At 51.7% G+C, this 18,559-nt stretch carries 18 protein-coding genes; all 18 read left to right on the forward strand.

Annotation, left to right across the window (positions count from 1 at the left end):
* Positions 1 to 80: 80 nt before the first annotated feature.
* The 18 genes from ACVRRC_RS09020 (at position 81) to ACVRRC_RS09105 (ending at position 18,515) form a co-directional block, all read left to right on the forward strand.
* Positions 81 to 1,358, forward strand: coding sequence for an LPS O-antigen chain length determinant protein WzzB (locus ACVRRC_RS09020; protein WP_472996880.1), 1,278 nt, complete (start codon positions 81 to 83; stop codon positions 1,356 to 1,358).
* Between the two features lie 83 nt (positions 1,359 to 1,441).
* Entirely contained in the window at positions 1,442 to 2,158 is a 717-nt protein-coding gene (locus ACVRRC_RS09025) for a Wzz/FepE/Etk N-terminal domain-containing protein (protein ID WP_472996881.1), read from the forward strand.
* A 392-nt stretch (positions 2,159 to 2,550) separates the two neighbouring features.
* The gene (locus ACVRRC_RS09030; RefSeq protein ID WP_472996882.1) at positions 2,551 to 3,822 is read left to right on the forward strand and encodes a lipopolysaccharide biosynthesis protein; all 1,272 of its coding nucleotides are present in this window, start codon (positions 2,551 to 2,553) and stop codon (positions 3,820 to 3,822) included.
* A 17-nt stretch (positions 3,823 to 3,839) separates the two neighbouring features.
* Positions 3,840 to 4,838, forward strand: a complete 999-nt coding sequence (gene pseB / locus ACVRRC_RS09035; RefSeq protein WP_472996883.1) for a UDP-N-acetylglucosamine 4,6-dehydratase (inverting) — start codon at positions 3,840 to 3,842, stop codon at positions 4,836 to 4,838.
* 2 nt (positions 4,839 to 4,840) lie between these two features.
* Complete coding sequence (pseC, locus tag ACVRRC_RS09040; protein ID WP_472996884.1) at positions 4,841 to 6,001, forward strand: UDP-4-amino-4,6-dideoxy-N-acetyl-beta-L-altrosamine transaminase; 1,161 nt, start codon at positions 4,841 to 4,843, stop codon at positions 5,999 to 6,001.
* Positions 5,998 to 6,690 (forward strand): pseudaminic acid cytidylyltransferase, encoded by a 693-nt coding sequence (gene pseF / locus ACVRRC_RS09045; RefSeq protein ID WP_472996885.1) that lies wholly within the window; start codon positions 5,998 to 6,000, stop codon positions 6,688 to 6,690. The genes pseC and pseF overlap by 4 nt, the downstream gene beginning before the upstream one ends.
* Positions 6,691 to 6,692: 2 nt before the next feature.
* Positions 6,693 to 7,790 (forward strand): UDP-2,4-diacetamido-2,4,6-trideoxy-beta-L-altropyranose hydrolase, encoded by a 1,098-nt coding sequence (gene pseG / locus ACVRRC_RS09050; protein ID WP_472996886.1) that lies wholly within the window; start codon positions 6,693 to 6,695, stop codon positions 7,788 to 7,790.
* Between the two features lie 22 nt (positions 7,791 to 7,812).
* Positions 7,813 to 8,361, forward strand: a complete 549-nt coding sequence (pseH, locus tag ACVRRC_RS09055; protein WP_472996887.1) for a UDP-4-amino-4,6-dideoxy-N-acetyl-beta-L-altrosamine N-acetyltransferase — start codon at positions 7,813 to 7,815, stop codon at positions 8,359 to 8,361.
* 27 nt (positions 8,362 to 8,388) lie between these two features.
* Positions 8,389 to 9,312 (forward strand): GNAT family N-acetyltransferase, encoded by a 924-nt coding sequence (locus ACVRRC_RS09060; protein WP_472996888.1) that lies wholly within the window; start codon positions 8,389 to 8,391, stop codon positions 9,310 to 9,312.
* Positions 9,313 to 9,323: 11 nt separating this feature from the next.
* Positions 9,324 to 10,370, forward strand: a complete 1,047-nt coding sequence (gene pseI / locus ACVRRC_RS09065) for a pseudaminic acid synthase (RefSeq protein ID WP_472996889.1) — start codon at positions 9,324 to 9,326, stop codon at positions 10,368 to 10,370.
* On the forward strand, positions 10,367 to 11,035 hold the full coding sequence (locus ACVRRC_RS09070) for a PIG-L deacetylase family protein (protein WP_472996890.1): 669 nt from the start codon (positions 10,367 to 10,369) through the stop codon (positions 11,033 to 11,035). The genes pseI and ACVRRC_RS09070 overlap by 4 nt, the downstream gene beginning before the upstream one ends.
* An 81-nt stretch (positions 11,036 to 11,116) precedes the next feature.
* Positions 11,117 to 12,319 (forward strand): hypothetical protein, encoded by a 1,203-nt coding sequence (locus ACVRRC_RS09075; protein ID WP_472996891.1) that lies wholly within the window; start codon positions 11,117 to 11,119, stop codon positions 12,317 to 12,319.
* Between the two features lie 57 nt (positions 12,320 to 12,376).
* Positions 12,377 to 13,933, forward strand: a complete 1,557-nt coding sequence (locus tag ACVRRC_RS09080; protein WP_472996892.1) for a capsule biosynthesis protein — start codon at positions 12,377 to 12,379, stop codon at positions 13,931 to 13,933.
* The gene (locus ACVRRC_RS09085; RefSeq protein WP_472996893.1) at positions 13,930 to 14,724 is read left to right on the forward strand and encodes a glycosyltransferase family 2 protein; all 795 of its coding nucleotides are present in this window, start codon (positions 13,930 to 13,932) and stop codon (positions 14,722 to 14,724) included. Before ACVRRC_RS09080 ends, ACVRRC_RS09085 begins: the two co-directional genes overlap by 4 nt.
* Positions 14,721 to 15,671 carry a UDP-glucuronic acid decarboxylase family protein gene (locus tag ACVRRC_RS09090; RefSeq protein WP_472996894.1) on the forward strand — a complete coding sequence of 317 codons (951 nt, stop codon included), beginning with the start codon at positions 14,721 to 14,723 and terminating at the stop codon, positions 15,669 to 15,671. The genes ACVRRC_RS09085 and ACVRRC_RS09090 overlap by 4 nt, the downstream gene beginning before the upstream one ends.
* An 8-nt stretch (positions 15,672 to 15,679) precedes the next feature.
* Positions 15,680 to 17,011, forward strand: a complete 1,332-nt coding sequence (locus ACVRRC_RS09095; RefSeq protein WP_472996997.1) for a UDP-glucose dehydrogenase family protein — start codon at positions 15,680 to 15,682, stop codon at positions 17,009 to 17,011.
* Entirely contained in the window at positions 17,011 to 17,961 is a 951-nt protein-coding gene (locus ACVRRC_RS09100) for a UDP-glucose 4-epimerase family protein (RefSeq protein ID WP_472996895.1), read from the forward strand. Before ACVRRC_RS09095 ends, ACVRRC_RS09100 begins: the two co-directional genes overlap by 1 nt.
* Complete coding sequence (locus tag ACVRRC_RS09105; RefSeq protein WP_472996896.1) at positions 17,958 to 18,515, forward strand: sugar transferase; 558 nt, start codon at positions 17,958 to 17,960, stop codon at positions 18,513 to 18,515. Before ACVRRC_RS09100 ends, ACVRRC_RS09105 begins: the two co-directional genes overlap by 4 nt.
* The last annotated feature ends 44 nt before the right edge of the window (positions 18,516 to 18,559 follow it).

Raw genomic sequence — 18,559 nt, forward strand, 5'->3', positions numbered from 1 at the left:
TAAGCGGAACCTTGTCACAAAATGCCTGTCGGACCTCCGTTGCCTGTATTTCAGGATGATCGATCAACGAGGGAACAACCGTGGGCATAGCGATGCAACAGGTAAACACTTCCGCTGACGAAATCGACCTGGTAGCTCTGTTCCAAGCGCTCTGGCAGCAGAAATTCCTCATTCTGGCGATTACCCTGGTTTGTGCTGCTGTTGCCGTTGGCTACGCATTTATAGCGACGCCGTACTACAAGACAACTACCTATCTTCGACCCACCGATCGCAGCAGTCTCGACCAGCTTAACGAAACCGGTATCTATAAACTGGCGCCCGAAGAAGCACTGGGGCGCGTAGCGGCAAGCCTCTCATCCTACGATCTGCGCCGTGAGTTTTTCCGGCAGCATCCTGATCTGTTCGAGCCCATTATGCGTGACGGTCGTCCCGATCAGCTCTCTTTCAGCGATTTCAACGAAAGAGCGTTCGAAGTTCTGCGGCCGGACCCGAAGCGGACTGACGATCGCAACGCCTACGTCGGACTGGCACTTACCTACCCATCAAAAATGGACGGTGTCGCGGTAGTAAATGAGTTCGTAGGTTTCGTGTTGGGTCATGAGCGAGATGCGATTGGCCGTGAAGTAGCGCATCTGGCGGCCAATCGGCTTGCTGGTTTAGAGGCGCAGATTGCAGCAGGACGTGCAGCCTACGAGTCGAGCAAGGAATCGGAAATTGCCGCTCTGCTCGAGAATGATGCCATCAAGGCCGCAAAGCTTCAGGCCGAGCGCGACGCTTTACGAACCCAGCTTCGCACCAAGCGTGAGAACCGCGTTCTTCAGCTGGAAGAAGCGATAGGAATTGCCGAGTCGCTGGGTATCAAGAAGCCGAGCCCATTGCTGGCGATGAATACCGCAACCATTGATCGCGGCACTGGCCAAACGCCAAATGCGGATGGCTTGGAGACGCCGCTTTACTTCCTTGGATCTGAAGCTTTATCGGCGGAGCGCGAGGCGTTGCTAGCCCGCGAGAGCGATGATTTTGCTGAACCACGTATCGCAGAAATCGAGAAGGAACTGGCGATACTGGAACGCAACCCACAGGTAGAGCTTATGCGGCAGCGGGACACGGATGATCTGTTTCTCGCTGATCTGGCGAACTGGCGTAAGGAAGCAGCACGCCTGAAGGCCATTGATGTCGATATCGAAGCGCTCAAATTGGTCCGCCTAGACCAACCCGCGATGACGCCGTCTGATCCGCTAAAGCCGAAACGGGCTTTGGTTGTTGCACTGGGCGCAGTTTTAGGACTGATGCTCGGGGTATTCGTGGCACTGGTACGTGCGCTTCTGGTTAATCAGCGCCGTGTTCAGCCCATCTGATTTTTCAAAGTGACTACTCAGTCCCAATTCGGTCTGTCTTGTGGCAGAATGCCCCGCTTTTTAGTAAGGCCAAGGGGCGGCGAATGCATAACGGTCTGGAACGGCTGGATACTGATGAAATCGATTTGGTTGCACTTTTTCGTCAACTTTGGAAGGGGCGCGTGACGATTTTGCTCATGGCAACGCTGGCTACATCGCTTGCAGTTGCCTACGCGTTATGGACTCCCCCGGTTTATCGTGCGCAGGCAATCATAGCACCTGGCGCGCTGGATGATTTCGGGACTCTTGCAGGGCAGATGCAGGCTCGCTCAGCTCAGCCGGTTGCGGTAGCCATCGCTGATGGTAGACAACTGGTCATCGATTCATTCGAATTGCTGACCAGCCAGCTTGAATCGAAAGCAGCAAAAGCAGAGTTCGATGGTGCGCAGGCCGAGGTGCTGCGAGATGTCACGCTTGAGATCAAGCGCGGGCGCGTCAAAGGCGACCCGGTTACCATCGTTGCCAGTACGACTCGCCGCGGTCAGGCTGGCGGGGTTCTTGAGGCCTATCTGGCGTTTGCATCAGGCCGCACAGCCACGGAGCTCAACGGATTCTTGACGGGCATGGGGGTTACCTACGAAGTCGGGCCCGAGGTGCTTTATCGATTGGAGGCTCCCGCGCACGAGCTCAGCTCGCCTGTCCACCCTAAGCGGCTCTTGATAGCGGCGCTCGGGTTCGTACTCGGGACAATGGCAGGCGCGTTCATTGTTATGATGCGCCCTTTGCTGGCGCGGAATAGGGCTCTGCCAGTCATCCCCTGATTCCCAGGGCTGTACTCTGCTGTGCTGTGCACCGTCAATGCTGAGCTGAGCCGGGGGCAACGGAAGGGCTTGAACTGATGGTGCTGTGTTAAAGGAGCTAACCGTGCGCTACCTACATATCGTCCATCACGGCGCCCAACATGGCGTTACCGGCTCCTGCCATCAAGTGCATAGGGGTGCCGAACACAGCCTGTTGGTCCATTGCGGTCCATCTCAAGGCGATCATGTCGGGCACATCCCCTGTCTGCGCGCGGCTGGCTACAAGGGGCCGATCTTCAGTAGTAAGCCTTCGACCACGCTGCTACCCATCGCTCTGATAACGCACTCAAGCTCGGCTTCAGTCGTGACTCGTATTCAAGAGCGCTCCATATGACTCTTGGACTTACGTATTTATGGCTGTGCACCGTTATCATCGCTTGCTGAATGTAGCGCTGCGCGGCATCACCCTGGCGAGCAAGTTTTTGCTGATTTTCTTCCTGGCGCGTTTTCTCGAGCCGGCGGAGCTGGGGCTATATGGGCTTATTACAGCGACCATTGGCTACACCCTTTACCTGCTGGGGTTTGATTTTTACGCTTTCACAACCCGCGAGCTGATCAAGCGTGAACGCAGTCAATGGGGAGGGTTATTGAAAGGACAGGGCGCGCTTACAGCAGTGCTTTATTGTGTCTTTCTACCGTTGTTTTGTCTGATCTTCGTTCAACAGCTACTGCCTTGGAGCTTGGCTGGTTGGTTCTTCGCCCTATTGATACTCGAGCATCTAGCCCAAGAGTTGAGTCGCCTGCTTATTGCTATTTCCGAACAACTAATGGCGAGCTGGGTGCTATTTCTGCGTTCAGGCGTCTGGGCGGTTGCTGTGGCAGCTCTGATGTTCATTGAGCCGGAGTCGCGGTCACTCGACTTCGTGCTAGGGGCCTGGACGCTTGGCGGGCTGTCGGCACTGCTGCTTGGCGCTAACAAGGTTATGCATTCGAAAATGGGGGGGTGGCACCAAAGCGTGGACTGGCGATGGATCCGCAAAGGACTGAAGGTTGCCATTCCTCTGCTCATCGCTACCTTGGCGATACGTGGAGTGTTCACGCTTGATCGTTATTGGGTTGAAGCGCTGGCAGGATTGGAAATACTGGGAGCTTATGTGTTGTTCATGGGGGTTAGTAGCGCGCTGATGTCTTTTCTGGATGCGGGTGTATTTGCCTTCAGTTATCCGGGGCTCATTGCCGCGCATAGCAGGCAGGATGCTCCTGCATTCCGCCTAGGCCTGCGGAAGTTACTTGGACAAACCTTGCTGCTTTCTGCTGCCTTTGCCGTGATCGCACTCTTGCTGATCGGACCTTTGCTGCAATGGCTCGACAGGTCGCTTTATATTGATCAGGAAAATTTGTTTCCGTGGATCCTTCTAACTACCGTGCTTTATGCCATTAGCATGGTTCCACATTATGCGTTGTACGCCCAGGGGCATGATCGACCGATTATTCAAAGTCACGTTGCAAGCCTTATAGCCTTCATCCCGGCTACCTGGCTGTTCTCATTCTACTCACCGCTGCTCGCCGTACCGCTCGGCCTGTCTGCAGCGTTTACTCTGGTACTGCTCTGGAAGTCCTGGTTCTTTTTCCAGCTGACGCCGGCGCACTATCGTTCCACTCGCGTCAATCAGAAATCGGTCTGAAGAAAAGGAATGTATTAATGTTTAGCGACAAGACCATCCTCGTTACCGGCGGTACCGGCTCCTTCGGCAATACGTTCGTGCCTATGACGCTGGCCAAATACGATCCGAAGAAGATCATTATTTTCTCCCGCGATGAAATGAAACAGTGGGACATGGCCAAGAGGTTCGAGGGTGACAAGCGCGTTCGCTTCTTCATCGGTGATGTGCGCGATAAGGATCGCTTGTACCGCGCACTGGATGGCGTCGATTACGTGGTGCATGCCGCTGCTACCAAGATCGTCCCGACGGCTGAGTACAATCCCTTCGAATGCGTTAAGACGAACGTCGACGGAGCCATGAACCTGATTGATGCCTGCATCGACAAGGGAGTGAAAGGTGTGGTGGCCTTGTCCACCGACAAAGCCAGCAGCCCAATCAATTTGTACGGTGCCACCAAGCTGGCTTCTGACAAGCTGTTCGTCGCCGGCAACTCATACTCCGGTGAACACGGCACCCGTTTCTCCGTGGTGCGCTACGGCAACGTGATGGGCTCGCGCGGCTCGGTGATCCCGTTTTTCATGTCCATCAAGGACAAAGGCGTGCTGCCGATCACTGACGAGCGCATGACGCGCTTCATGATCTCGTTGGAAGAAGGCGTCGAGCTGGTCTGGCATGCCTTTGAGGACATGGAAGGCGGTGAGATCTACGTAAAAAAAATTCCGTCGATGAAGGTTACCGATCTGGCTCGCGTCGTTGCCCCCGAAGCTCGCCAGGAGATCATCGGCATTCGCCCTGGTGAAAAGCTGCACGAGCAGATGATTAGTGCCGAGGATGCTTACTACACCTACGAATATCCCGAGCATTTCAAGATCCTGCCGACCATTCATAGCTGGTCCACTTGCCCGAAGCGCATAAAGGACGGCAAGAAAGTCCCAGAAGGCTTTGTTTACGCCAGTGATAACAACAGCGAGTGGATGAGCGATAGCCAACTTCAGGCATGGATTGATGCGAACCGCGAAAAGATCGGGAGCATCTGACGATGATTCCCTATGGTCGCCAAGACATTACCCAAGCTGATATCGACGCTGTTGTGAGTGTGTTGCAATCCGACTTCCTGACGCAGGGGCCGATGGTGCCGCGCTTCGAGCAGTCCGTGGCGCAGCATGTCGGCGCCAGCCACGCTCTGGCAGTGAATAGTGCTACCTCGGCGTTGCATGTTGCCTGTCTGGCGCTGGGGCTTGGTAATGGCGACTGGTTATGGACAACGCCTATCACGTTCGTTGCTTCGGCAAACTGCGGTTTGTATTGCGGCGCGCAGGTCGACTTCGTCGACATCGATCCCCGAACCTACAACCTCTGCCCGCAGGCGCTGGCTCGCAAGTTAGAGCAGGCCGAGCGCGAGGGCCGCCTGCCCAAGGTCGTGGTGGCCGTGCACCTGTGTGGCCAGCCGTGCGACATGCGGGCCATCCATGCTCTCGCTCAGCGCTACGGCTTCAAGGTCATCGAAGATGCCTCCCATGCCATCGGCGGCAAGTACCGTGACGAGTTCATCGGCAACTGCCGTTACAGCGACATCACCGTCTTCAGCTTCCATCCCGTCAAGATCATCACCACCGCAGAGGGCGGCATGGCGCTGACCAAAGATGCCCAGCTGGCGAACAAGATGGCGCTGCTGCGCAGTCACGGTATCACCCGCGATCCGGCGCAGATGACCCACGAGGCCGATGGCCCCTGGTACTACCAGCAGATCGATCTGGGCTTCAACTACCGGATGACCGAACTGCAGGCCGCCCTCGGCAACAGCCAGATGGAGCGCCTGGATGCGTTCGTGGCGCGTCGCCACCAGTTGGCCAGCCGCTATGACGACCTGCTCGCCGATCTGCCGGTCACCACCCCCTGGCAGCATCCGGACAGCTATTCCGGCCTGCATCTGTATGTCATTCGCCTGCAACTGGACAAGATCACCAGGACCCATCGCCAGGTGTTCGAGGCCCTGCGCGAACTGGGTATCGGCGTCAACCTGCACTACATCCCGGCGCACACCCAGCCGTATTACCAGCGCATGGGCTTCCGGCAAGGCGACTATCCTGAAGCCGAGCGCTACTACGCCGAAGCTGTCAGTCTGCCAATGTTCCAGACCATGACCGAGGCGCAGCAGGATCGGGTCGTGGCAGCCGTACGCAAGGCAGTAGCAGCATGAAACTGGCGATCATCCCGGCCCGGGGCGGCAGCAAGCGGATACCCCGCAAGAACATCAAACCGTTCTGCGGCAAGCCGATGATCGCCTGGTCCATCGAAGCAGCCTTGGAAAGTGGCTGCTTCGACCGCGTCATCGTCTCGACGGACGATGACGAGATTGCCGAGGTGGCTCGCCAGTACGGCGCCGAGGTTCCCTTCATGCGGCCGCTCGAGCTGTCCGATGACCATGCCGGGACCCTTCCGGTGATTCGGCATGCCATTGAGACGATGAACAGCCAGGGTCGCGCCGTGGAGCAGGCCTGCTGCCTGTACGCCACAGCGCCCTTTATCCAGGCAGAAGATCTGCGGCGGGGGTTGGAGATCCTGCAGGGGAGCGGGGGCGATTACGCGTTCTCGGTAACCAGCTATGCCTTTCCCATCCAGCGTGCCATCCGCCTCACGCCGGGAGGCAGAGTGGAAATGTTCAACCCCGAACACTTCAACACCCGCTCGCAGGATCTGGAGGAGGCCTATCACGATGCCGGCCAGTTCTACTGGGGCCGCGGCAAGGCCTGGCTGCAGGGCCAGATGATCTTCAGTCCGGCGTCGCTGCCGGTGATGCTGCCCCGCCATCGGGTCCAGGACATCGACACGCCGGAAGACTGGGTGCGAGCCGAATGGTTGTTCAAAGCCATGCAGGCGCAGGGCTAAAAATGAAAATTGTCTTTCGCGCCGATGCCTCCCTGCAGATCGGTACCGGCCATGTGATGCGCTGCCTGACCCTGGCAGATGCGCTTGCTGCGCGCGGGGCCGACTGCCAGTTCATCAGCCGCGCGCATCCAGGCAACCTGATCGAGTTCGTCCGCGGCCGGGGCTATATCGTCCATGCCCTGCCGGAGTGTCCGACGTCCGCCGATGCGCTCCAACCTGGCAACGAGGCGCAACTCCTCTCGCATAGTCACTGGCTCGGTGTAACCCAGGCTCAGGATGCCGAAGCGTGTGCAGCTATCCTTACCGATCTGCAGCCGGATTGGCTGATCATGGATCACTACGGCCTTGATATTACTTGGGAAGAGACACTGCAGACTTTTTACCAGCGTCTTATGGTTATTGATGATCTGGCTGACCGCAAGCATATCTGTGAATTGCTATTGGATCAGAATCTCGGGCGAGACCAACAAGATTACACAGGACTAGTGCCAGGCGGCTGCAAACTCATGGTCGGACCGCATTATGCGTTGCTCAGGCCAGAGTTTGCTGAGCTAAGAGGTTTTAGCCTTAAAAGGCGTGAAGAACCTTCCATCGAACAAATACTCATCTCCATGGGGGGCGTGGATCCTGACAATGTGACCGGCAGAATCCTGTCGTCTTTGCGTGGATGTCCGCTGAGTAAGAACTGTCGGATTTTAGTGGTTATGGGGAGGAATGCTCCTTGGTTGCAGAATATTAAGAAGCAAGCTGCGGACCTGCCTTGGCCGGCGGAAGTGCTCGTCGATACTAAAGATATGGCGAAGAAAATGGCCGAAAGCGATTTGTCGATTGGCGCTGCCGGCAGTACTTCCTGGGAGCGCTGTTGTCTAGGCCTGCCGTCCATAGTTGTCGTACTGGCGGAGAATCAGAAAAACGTTGCCAGATTTCTGTCGAATAAGAAGGTGGCGCTGGTAGTAGACCTGAACTCCATTGAGAATGATTTGCCAAATTGTTTTGAGTCTGCGTCGCCATCTGTATTGAAATTATTGAGCGACAGGTCAAGTCAGGTTACGGCTGGGGATGGGGCTGAAAAAGTAGTTCAGCAGATAATGCTTGGATAAGCATCGTGCCGGAGATTAGTACATGACAGAAATTGGTTATTTTCGTGAGATCAAGGAGTGCGAGCTTGAAATGATGCTCGCATGGCGTAATCAACCAAGTGTCCGTGAAAATATGTACACCCAGCATGAAATTAGCTGGGATGAGCATATTGCTTGGTGGGGGCGCCTGAAACAACAAGCCACGCAGATATACCTGATGTACGAATGCGATGGCCAGCCACAGGGCGTCGTTTACTTCACATCAATTGATAAGTCAAATTCGAACTGTGCATGGGGCTTTTATTCATCTCAAGACGCTCCAAGAGGTACAGGGACGAAAATGGAGTTTTTGGCTCTGGAATATGCATTCACCGATCTTGGGCTTTATAAGCTGTGGTGTGAAGTCTTAGCCTATAACGCTGCTGTCATCAGGCTTCACGGAAAGTTTGGCTTTCTTCAGGAGGGCGTCTTCCGTCAGCAATTCAAACGCGGGGATGAATACTTCGATATTGTCCGCATGGGCATGTTGTCTTCTGAGTGGACTTCGCAGCGAGATGGTATGAAGCAACGGATTATCGCTCTAAATAGATAGTCTGGCCTGATATTGAAGAGAGTAAATATGACAGACATTAAGCTGGTACAGATTGATCAAGAGCGTCGTCAAGATTTTATCGTTGCTTGGGAGGCGGCTTTCTCAAGGCAACTTGACCAAAGTATTTATGACTGGATATTTGATGGGGTTAATGTTTTATATGCTGCGCTGATTGGCGGTGAGATTGCAGCTGGATACTGCTTGTATCCATTGAAATGTGTTCTCCAAAAGAAGTCAGCCGTTGCTTTACTGTGCAATAACGTTTTTGTTCATCCAACCCATCAGGGCAAACATCTTTTTACTAAACTCGGCAAGCTAGCGCTTCAGGATGCTGGCCATAGAGGATATGGTCATATCGCGTTTGGCATCCCAAACAGGCAGGCGCTTCCTGGGCACAAACGTGTTGGCTGGGGAGTGCAGTCAACTATCAAATTTTTGGAAAAGACACGTGGCGAACCAAAAAATAGGGATGTTGTCTGGGTCCAAGGTAAATTGAATGAGTTGCAGCGTAGGCAGATCCAAGCATGTTCGCAAAAGTCGGCGCAGAATAGGGATTTCTCAATCGTCAAGACCGCTGAGTTTGTAAAGTGGCGTTATGAATCAAAGCCTGGCACCGCTTATTGGTTCGGATTTGTGTACGATAACGATGAATTGATGGCTTACTGTGTCTGTAAATTTTATGAAACAAGCAAGACCCTACACGTGCTGGATATTGACGGTACCGGTAATGGATTTCTAACCCGTCTGATCGAGCAATTAACGAACGTAACTGAATCCTTTGATAAGGTAAATGTGTGGGGCACGACTGCGCATGCGTCGCTCTTTGTTGATGCAGGCTTTAAACAAGCTGAGCTCGAAGATAATCTGATATTTATAATTCCGGGTGATCTGCAGGCCGTTCATTTTGATGGAAATATCAATGTGTGCCTTGCGGATAATGATGTGTACTGAGGGGCTGGGTAATGATTGATATACAAGGTTATAAAGTTGGGCCTGGTTCTGCTCCATTCATTATCGCGGAAATGTCTGGTAATCATAACCAGTCGCTTGAGCGGGCGATGCAAATAGTGGATGCGGCAGTGGCTGCGGGTGCGCACGCTATTAAATTGCAAACCGCTAGTCCGGATGGATTAACTTTGGATGTTGATAGTGAGGATTTTCTTATTACCGACCCCGAAAGCCTGTGGTATGGTCGAAATTTGTATAGCCTATACCAAGAGGCTGTAACGCCTTGGGAATGGCACAAACCTATATTCGATTATTGTAAAAAGAACAACATAATTTCCTTTAGTTCTCCATTCGAATTGAAAGCTGTTGAGTTCTTGGAGGAGCTGGAAGTTCCGTGCTATAAAATCGCGTCTTTTGAAATTGTCGACGTGCAATTGATTCGTAGAGTGGCTAGAACCGGCAAGCCAATAATTATGTCTACTGGCATGGCCTCTCTTTCTGAAATTGAGCGCGCCGTCAAAACGGCGCGTGCGGAAGGAAACGACCAGATAATATTGCTCAAGTGTACATCTACCTATCCGGCAACACCTGAAGATTCTAACTTATTAACGATTCCACATTTGCAAGCGGCATTTGGAACACAGGTAGGATTGTCCGATCATACGATGGGTGTAGGTGTTCCTTGTGCAGCAGTTGCACTAGGGGCAACTGTTATTGAAAAACATTTTACTCTTTCTCGAGCAGATGGTGGTGTTGACTCTGCGTTTTCTCTTGAGCCGCAGGAATTAAAGTTGCTGGTAGAAGAAACAGAGCGCGCTTGGCTCGCAAAGGGCGAAGTTCGATATGGTGGAAGTGATAAGGAGCAAGCGTCTCTAAAATATCGGCGCTCCATATATGTAAGTGCGGACGTGAAGGCTGGTGAAGTTCTCACTCATGAGAATATAAGAGTCGTTCGGCCCGGCTTTGGGTTGCCGCCTTACTTTTTGGATACTCTTATTGGTCGGCGTGTTAATAAATCGCTACAAAAGGGCGTCCCAATGGCTTGGGAGCATATAGGTTGAAAACCATACTAGTTGTCGCCGCTCATACTGACGATGAAGTTCTGGGCTGCGGCGGGACGATTGCACGTCACACTGCTGGTGGTGACGAGGTATACGCCGTTTTCATGGCGGACGGCGTAACGTCAAGAAGCCAAGCAAAAGAGAGTGATCTGACAACCCGTACCTGTGCTGCTGAGAATGCAAGGAAAATTCTAGGCATTCGGAAAAACTTCTATCTGGGGCTTCCTGATAACCGACTCGACAGCGTTCCACTCATTGATGTCATTCAGCGTCTCGAACTGATAATTCACGAGTTAAACCCGAGCATCGTATACACGCATCATCATGGCGACCTCAACGTCGACCACCGAATCACCCATCAAGCGGTATTGACCGCGTGCCGACCGGTGCCTGGAAGCAGCGTACGAGCAATTTATACTTTCGAGGTCATGTCGAGCACTGAGTGGGCAACACCAATTGCAGAACCTTTCATGCCAAACCACTACGTGGATATCAACAGGCATCTCAATACAAAGTTAGACGCCCTTAGGGCGTACCAGTTGGAGATGCGCGAAGCGCCCCACTCGCGAAGCATCGAGCATCTGAAATATCTCGCGTATCACCGCGGCCATATAGTTGGTTTGATCGCAGCGGAGGCCTTCATCACTGTTAGAACAATAAATTAGTGCCCTCACGTGGTTAATTCCGGTGAGCACGGTCTCGCTGACTAAGCCTTTTGGAGTGTACAGCGTATATACGTGGATTTTATGACTGAAGCAATTTATCCTCCTGTTAGCAATTCGCAAAAAGCATGGACTTTTGTTTCAGTTTCTGTGCTTCTAAGTAATTATTATTTTCTGTACTTCGTGGATTTCCATCAAGGGTTGGCGAATGCTGGATTTTTATTTTCTTTTATGAAGATTATTGGTGTAGTGCTCATATGTTCTGTTTTTTTGAGTGCTTCTATTTGTTTAAAATACACGATTGAAGCAGTAGTATTGATTTTTTTCTTGTTGTTTTCAATATTGATTTATGTATTAAAGTCAATAGAGATTGGTGTGAGTGATGCGATGTATTTTAATGGGGTTTTCTGCCTGGCTCCTTTTTTGCTCTTAAGGTTTGGTGCGGATCTTAATCGGGTCAGGTTTTTCTTCGAGTGTTGCGTAGTAATAATTGCGATGCAAATTTTGTTGGATTTGATAATTTATATGGCGGGGTATAGTCTTTGGGAGAATAAAGCTTTTATCGGGGGGCTTGGAAATCCATCGAGCTTTGGTTTTGTTTGTAATGTTCTAATGTGCTATGTGCTTTTTGAGAGAAAAAGTGGGGCGAGTTCTGTTTTGTTTTTTCTTGCTCTTGCGTATGGTGTATATATGACAAGCTCCATGCTTGCTTTATTGCTTCTTGCTTTCGTGATTACTTATTGGGTTTTTAGTAAAGTTACGATTTCCAGAGTGCTGCTGGGGATAATATGTGTTTCTCTTGGGGTGTTGTTTGTAAGCAGCTTCTGGGGGGGTCATGTTCAATACAAGTTAGCATCAATTGCCGGGCTAGTCACCGGCGAAAAAGATGCTCAGTCGCTTTCCGTTTCTCTTCGCGTTCAGAATATATTCGAATATATAGGTAATTTTTCAGGGAGCCCCGTTGCAGGATTGTTTTATGGGTTCACTGAGCGCTCTTATTATGGATATGATAGTCAGTATTTAACGTATGCTAGTAGTTTTGGGGCTTTTTTGTCTCTGCTTTTTTGTCTCGCGATTATTGTTCTTTATTTTCGGCTCCGGCATGAGTCGAAATGGTATTTTTTGAGTGTTATTGTTTTGCTTTTTGGTATTGCTTTTTCGGTAAATAGGTTTATGGATTATTATCCGTTGCCGATTTTTCTGGCCGTTATTTTGTGTGTTCATCGTGAGTTGGTGAGACAAAGGAATGCAGGTCGTTGGGTGGCGGCTGATGCGCCTGGCACTTAAGTTATTCTTTTTTATTTTTTACTGTGTTTCGAATGGGTTTTTTATGGGGGGCTTTCTATGAGAATTGGTTTTGTTAATCTTTTCTCCTTTCGGCCTCATGTTGAACAGCTTTACTACCTCTCGGTGTTGCTGAAGTCTGCTGGACATGAGGTCTTCTTTCTGACGTGTGATGCGGGGGTGAGCAATTGCTATCCTCGTGCAATCAAGGGAAGTAGCAGGATCAAAGAATGCACCAAGTGTGTGATTGGTGGTGTGCGAAGCTACACCGGAAAGTCGGTTATGTCGATTCGGCATACTCCCGCCAATGAGCTGCCGATCTCCGTTCTCGATGAGCTTGCTCTGTCCAGTTCATGCACGCTGACACGTACCGAATCTGAAGATGAGTGGCTCGAGCCTGACGTCGTTCGGGTTCGTCAGTCGTTATACGCCCCGATCGCGAGTACTTATGAAAGTGCGAGACATTGGATTGAGGACAACGCGCTTGAGGGGGTCATCTGTTTCAACGGACGCATGGATATGACCCGTGCAGTGACATATGCGTGCGAAAAGCTTGGGGTGCCTTTTATCACACACGAGCGGCCTTGGTTCAGCCAAGGCCTGCATTTGACGCCCAATGCTAACTGTCTTTCGCTCAAAGCTGTGGGGGACATGGTGGCTGAGTTCGATGATCGGCCATTGACCTTACGGCAGGCGAGAATCGCTGGGAAGCTCATTGGCCAGCGCTTCTTGCAGCGCAACTCTTTAGAGTGGCGACTTTATAATCAAAACCCAGAGCCAGCACCTTGGCCGCTCAAGGCATCGGGGGCTCGTGTGTTGGTATTGCCTAGCAGCAAGAATGAGTTTGCTGGCCATGCCGAGTGGAGCTCCCCTTGGATTGATAATACTCGGGCTCTTGATGATTTCTTCGAGGCCTTCTCTATTAGACCTGAGCAGGTGGTGGTCCGGTGCCATCCCAACTGGGCTGAAAAGATCGGCCAGGTTGGAGGTGATCGCTCATTGACGCTTTATAAAGACTGGGCTCAGAGGCGTGCCATTCACTGCATTTCCAGTGAGCAGAAAGCCAGCACGTATGATCTCATCCAGCAAGCTGACATTGTGGTGCTCAACGGTGGCAGTTCAGCCGTAGAAGCGGGCGCCTGCGGTAAACAAGTGATTTGCCTAGGGCCCTCGACCTACGCGCGGGCCGGGTTCGTAAGAGTATTTACCGATAAAGCAAGTATGTACGTGCCGCACGCCCGCTCGAACTTGGATCCAGAGCTAGTTATGCGCAAGACACTGCGTTTTCTATATGTGCGCTCTCATCGTCACCCGCAGTTCGTTGACTATGTTCGTCCGGTTGAAACCACCCGTTACCGCTATTTTCAGGGGGCGGATGCTACCCGGATTATTGACATTTTTCGTACTGGGATATTAACGCCCGATGATTCTGATTACGCGCAGTGTGAAGATCAAGAAAATTTGGTGCTAAGGCTTATGATGAAAAAAAACTGGGGCGAGCTTGCAGACTATGAAGTTCAGAGTCCTGCACTGCCGGTATTGAATGTCAAACGGCGTTTAGCATTGCGTTGGGTCGATGATGTCAGAGCAAGGCTGCCCAGAGGAGATAGGGGGTGAATCAGTTGGGATCGCCAGCCGTAACAGTGGTCACACCATCATATAATGCCGAGAAGTTAATCGGGCGTACCATACAATCCGTGCTCAAGCAGTCGTGGCGGGACTGGGAGTTGCTGGTGGTTGACGATTGTTCAAAGGATGCGACTCGTGACATTGTTGCTAGCTATGCAGCAAACGATCCTAGAATCCGGCTAATTGCTTTGGATAAGAATCATGGCGCCCCTGCTGCGCCTCGTAATATCGGTGTGGGGGAAGCTAGAGGGGCCTGGATAGCCTTTCTTGATGCGGATGATATTTGGCATCCAGAGAAGCTCGCCCTGCAATTGGCGGCAGCCGACTCGACATCGGCAAGGTTTATTAGTTCGCAGATGAAAGACTTTTGCGATGATTCGAATTTACGATTTTTGCCCGTTGCTAATGCTTCCGTTGGAGCTGTTACCTTCCATCAGCAGCGAATAAAAGGGCGAATTCCAACATCCAGCGTGCTGGTCTCGCGGGAGTTGATGTTGGCTTTTCCATTTAATGAAGATATTCGTTACAAGGCTGTGGAGGATTACCACTGCTGGCTGCGCATTCTTGCTAGCGGGGTAGAGCACAGGAAGGTCCAGTATCCTTTACTCAGCTACCGGCGGATTGAAGGCCAAATTTCTGGCTCCAAACGTTACATGGTAGAGCGAATGCACATGCTGCATCGTGAGTTCCCTAATACCAGCGCACTACAGGCGGCGGTATTTACGTTTACTCATGCATTGGGTGGTTTCTATTATCGAGTTTTAAGGAAGGGTCTATGAAACGGATTATGGTGACGGGTGGTGCTGGATTTCTGGGGTCTCACCTCTGTGAGCGCCTGTTGGCCGACGGGCAAGAAGTTTTATGCGTTGATAATTTTTTTACAGGATCTAAGCGAAATATCGCTCATCTCATTGCCAATCCATATTTCGAGTTAATTCGTCACGACGTAACTTTTCCTCTATATATAGAGGTGGACGAAATCTATAACCTTGCCTGTCCGGCTTCGCCTGTGCATTATCAATATGACCCTGTGCAAACATTGAAGACCAGCGTGCATGGCGCAATCAATGTTTTGGGTTTGGCCAAACGTACTAAGGCTAAAATTTTTCAAGCCTCCACCAGTGAGGTATACGGTGATCCTGAGGTTCATCCACAACCCGAGTCTTATTGGGGGCGAGTGAATCCTATTGGAATTCGCTCCTGTTATGACGAGGGCAAGCGCTGTGCCGAAACGCTGTTCTTTGATTACCATCGACAGCACAGTCTCAAAATTAAGATCGCGCGCATTTTCAATACTTATGGTCCGCGTATGCATCCTAATGATGGGCGAGTCGTGAGCAACTTTATCGTCCAGGCGCTGCGAGGCGACGATATCACTATTTACGGTCAAGGGCAGCAGACGCGTAGCTTCTGTTATGTTGACGATCTAATCGATGGCTTTGTGCGCCTGATGAAGACGGATGGTGAGGTAACAGGGCCAATCAACCTGGGCAATCCCGGTGAATTCACTATGCTACAACTGGCCGAACGAGTTCTGGCTTTGACAGGTTCGCGTTCCAAATTGGTATTCCGTCCGTTACCGCAGGATGATCCGAAACAGCGTCAGCCTGATATAACTCAGGCGAAGGAAATACTAGATTGGAAACCTCATATTTCGCTTGATCAGGGCCTTGAAAAGACGATTGGCTATTTCGATGCCTTGCTTAAAGAGGAGTCGCTGGTTTGAGTTCGGTCATGAAGATAACGGTTTTTGGCAGTGGCTATGTTGGCTTGGTTACTGGAGCATGTCTGGCAGATGTCGGCCACTCTGTAATGTGTATCGACGTTGACCAAGACAAGATCGATGCGTTGAATCGAGGCACCATCCCGATTTATGAGCCGGGTTTGGAGGAGTTGATCCTTAAAAACTGCAAGGTTGGGCGCTTGAGCTTTTCGACCGATGCAGCGGCTGGGGTTGCGCATGGCTATTTGCAGTTCATCGCGGTCGGTACACCTCCTGATGAAGATGGCAAGGCAGACCTTAAGTACGTACTGGAGGTCGCGTCGACAATCGGTCGCTATATGACTGATGCAAAGATCGTGATTGATAAGTCAACCGTACCTGTTGGTACTGCGGACAAGGTCCGCCAGCAAATAGCTGCTATATTGAATAAACGCGAAATTGAAGTGGATTTCGACGTTTGCTCGAATCCTGAATTCCTCAAAGAGGGCGCGGCCATTGACGACTTCACTAAGGGCTCGCGTATCGTTGTTGGGACGAACTCGGCAGAAGTTATGGATGTGATGCGACAATGTTATGCCCCTTATAACCGTAATCATGACAAGATGATGTTTATGGATGTGCGTTCGGCAGAGCTCACGAAGTACGCGGCTAATGCCATGTTAGCCACCAAGATCAGTTTCATGAATGAAATGGCACTGATTTCTGAGTGTCTTGGTGCAGATATCGAGAAGGTACGCCTCGGCATTGGATCTGATCCACGGATTGGTTTCCACTTTATTTATCCAGGTTGCGGTTACGGTGGTTCTTGTTTCCCAAAGGATGTTCAGGCGTTGGCGCGTACTGCGCTAGAGGTTGGTGTCGAGCCTGACCTATTGACGGCCGTAGAACGCGTAAATCAGCGACAGAAGCAAGTGTTATTCGGCAAGTTGTTCGCCGCATTCGATGGTCAGTTAGCTGGTAAGACCATTGCGTTGTGGGGGTTGGCTTTCAAGCCCAACACAGATGACATGCGTGATGCACCGAGCCGCGTTCTGATGGAAGCGCTCTGGCAGGCAGGAGCCAGCGTGCAAGCATTCGATCCCGAGGCTATGAATGAGTGCGCACGTATCTACGGCGTACGCTCCGATTTGATGCTTTGTGGGTCTCGTGAGGAAACACTACAGGGTGCAGATGCGCTGGTGATTTGCACGGAGTGGAAAGCTTTTCGTACCGTCGATCCAGTACAGCTGAAGGCGGCACTTCGGTTTCCCATCGTTATAGACGGACGCAACTTGTTCGATCCGGCGGAGATGACTGCTGTTGGCCTTCTCTACCATGCCATCGGCCGTGGAGTGGGGCGCTAATGTCTGTTCTCGTGACGGGGGCTTCGGGATTTGTCGGAAGCGCTCTTGTCGAGCATCTAATCCGACTGGGTATGCCTGCTCGCGCGTTGGGGCGCACACGCCCTGAGGTTGACGTTGTTTTTTTTGAAGGAGCTCTTGATGACCCGGTTGTCTCGAAGAGCGCTTTGGATGGTGTCGACTGCGTAGTGCATCTGGCGGGGCTTGCTCACCAAATCCATGACGCGACTGGCGATCCGTTGGAAAACTATATGGCAGTGAACCGTGATCTGACCATTGCACTAGCAAACCAAGCAGCTTTGGCTGGGGTCCGGCGCCTCGTATTTATTAGCTCCATTGGAGTAAACGGTGCCATTACGACCGAGGCTCCTTTCAACGAGTTTAGTGCTCCGAATCCGCATTCTAACTACGCACATTCTAAATATGAGGCGGAGCGGGCTTTGCAAGCTCTGGCGGAAGATGGCGGTATGGAGCTTGTAATCATTCGCCCTCCGTTAGTTTATGGGCCGAATGCGCCGGGCAACTTCGGAAGTTTGATGCGTTGGATTGGAAAAGGTGTACCACTGCCTCTCGGCGCAATCCACAACAGGCGGTCTTTGATTGGTATCGATAATCTTGTCGATCTCATTATCCGCTGTATTGATCATCCCGCAGCTGCCAATCAGATATTGCTCGCAGGTGACGGTGACGATCTTTCTACCACTGAACTTCTGCGGGGTGTAGCGAATGCGATGGGCAAGCCTGCACGGCTAATCCCTGTGCCTGCTGGCTTATTGCAATTAGGTGCTGCCTTGTTAGGAAAGAAGGACGTAGCTCAGCGCCTTCTTGGTTCTCTGCAGGTCGATATCAGCAAGACTTGCGAGCTACTCGATTGGAAGCCGCCCTACTCGGTGCAAGAGGGGCTACGACGTTGTTTCGAACCGCCCCATGGACGAGCGTTAGGTGAATCGTGATCCGATTTTTTGATTTTGTTTTTTCTTTGCTGGGTTTGGTAGTCGGCTTTCCGCTATTGGTGGTGCTTACGGTCATCGGCTTGTTCGATACCGGCTCACCGATATTTCGGCAGGTTCGTGTTGGTCGGCATCAGAAGCCATTCACTTTGATCAAATTTCGCACAATGAAGGTGAATACGGCATCGGTTGCCACGCATCTGGCCAGCAGTGCTTCCATTACTCGTTTTGGCCGTTTCCTGCGCAAGAGCAAACTGGACGAGTTGCCTCAGCTATGGAACGTGCTCAAAGGGGAAATGAGCTTGGTCGGGCCGCGTCCAGGACTGTTCAACCAAAGTGAGCTGACTGAAGAGCGTGCCAAAAGGGGAGTGTTTGCTGTCCGGCCTGGGATTACTGGTCTGGCGCAGGTGAGTGAGATCGATATGTCTACACCGGCCTTGCTGGCTGAGACCGACGAGAGAATGATCCAGAGCCTCACGTTGGCTCATTACTTCAAATATATCTTAATGACTGTGACGGGCAAGGGTGCTGGTGACAGAATCGTTCGTGGGGAATAATGGCTAAGATGATTCTGGCGGTTCACCATTTTGGGCACTACTTG

The sequence above is a fragment of the Stutzerimonas sp. LR2 genome, from assembly GCF_055755175.1.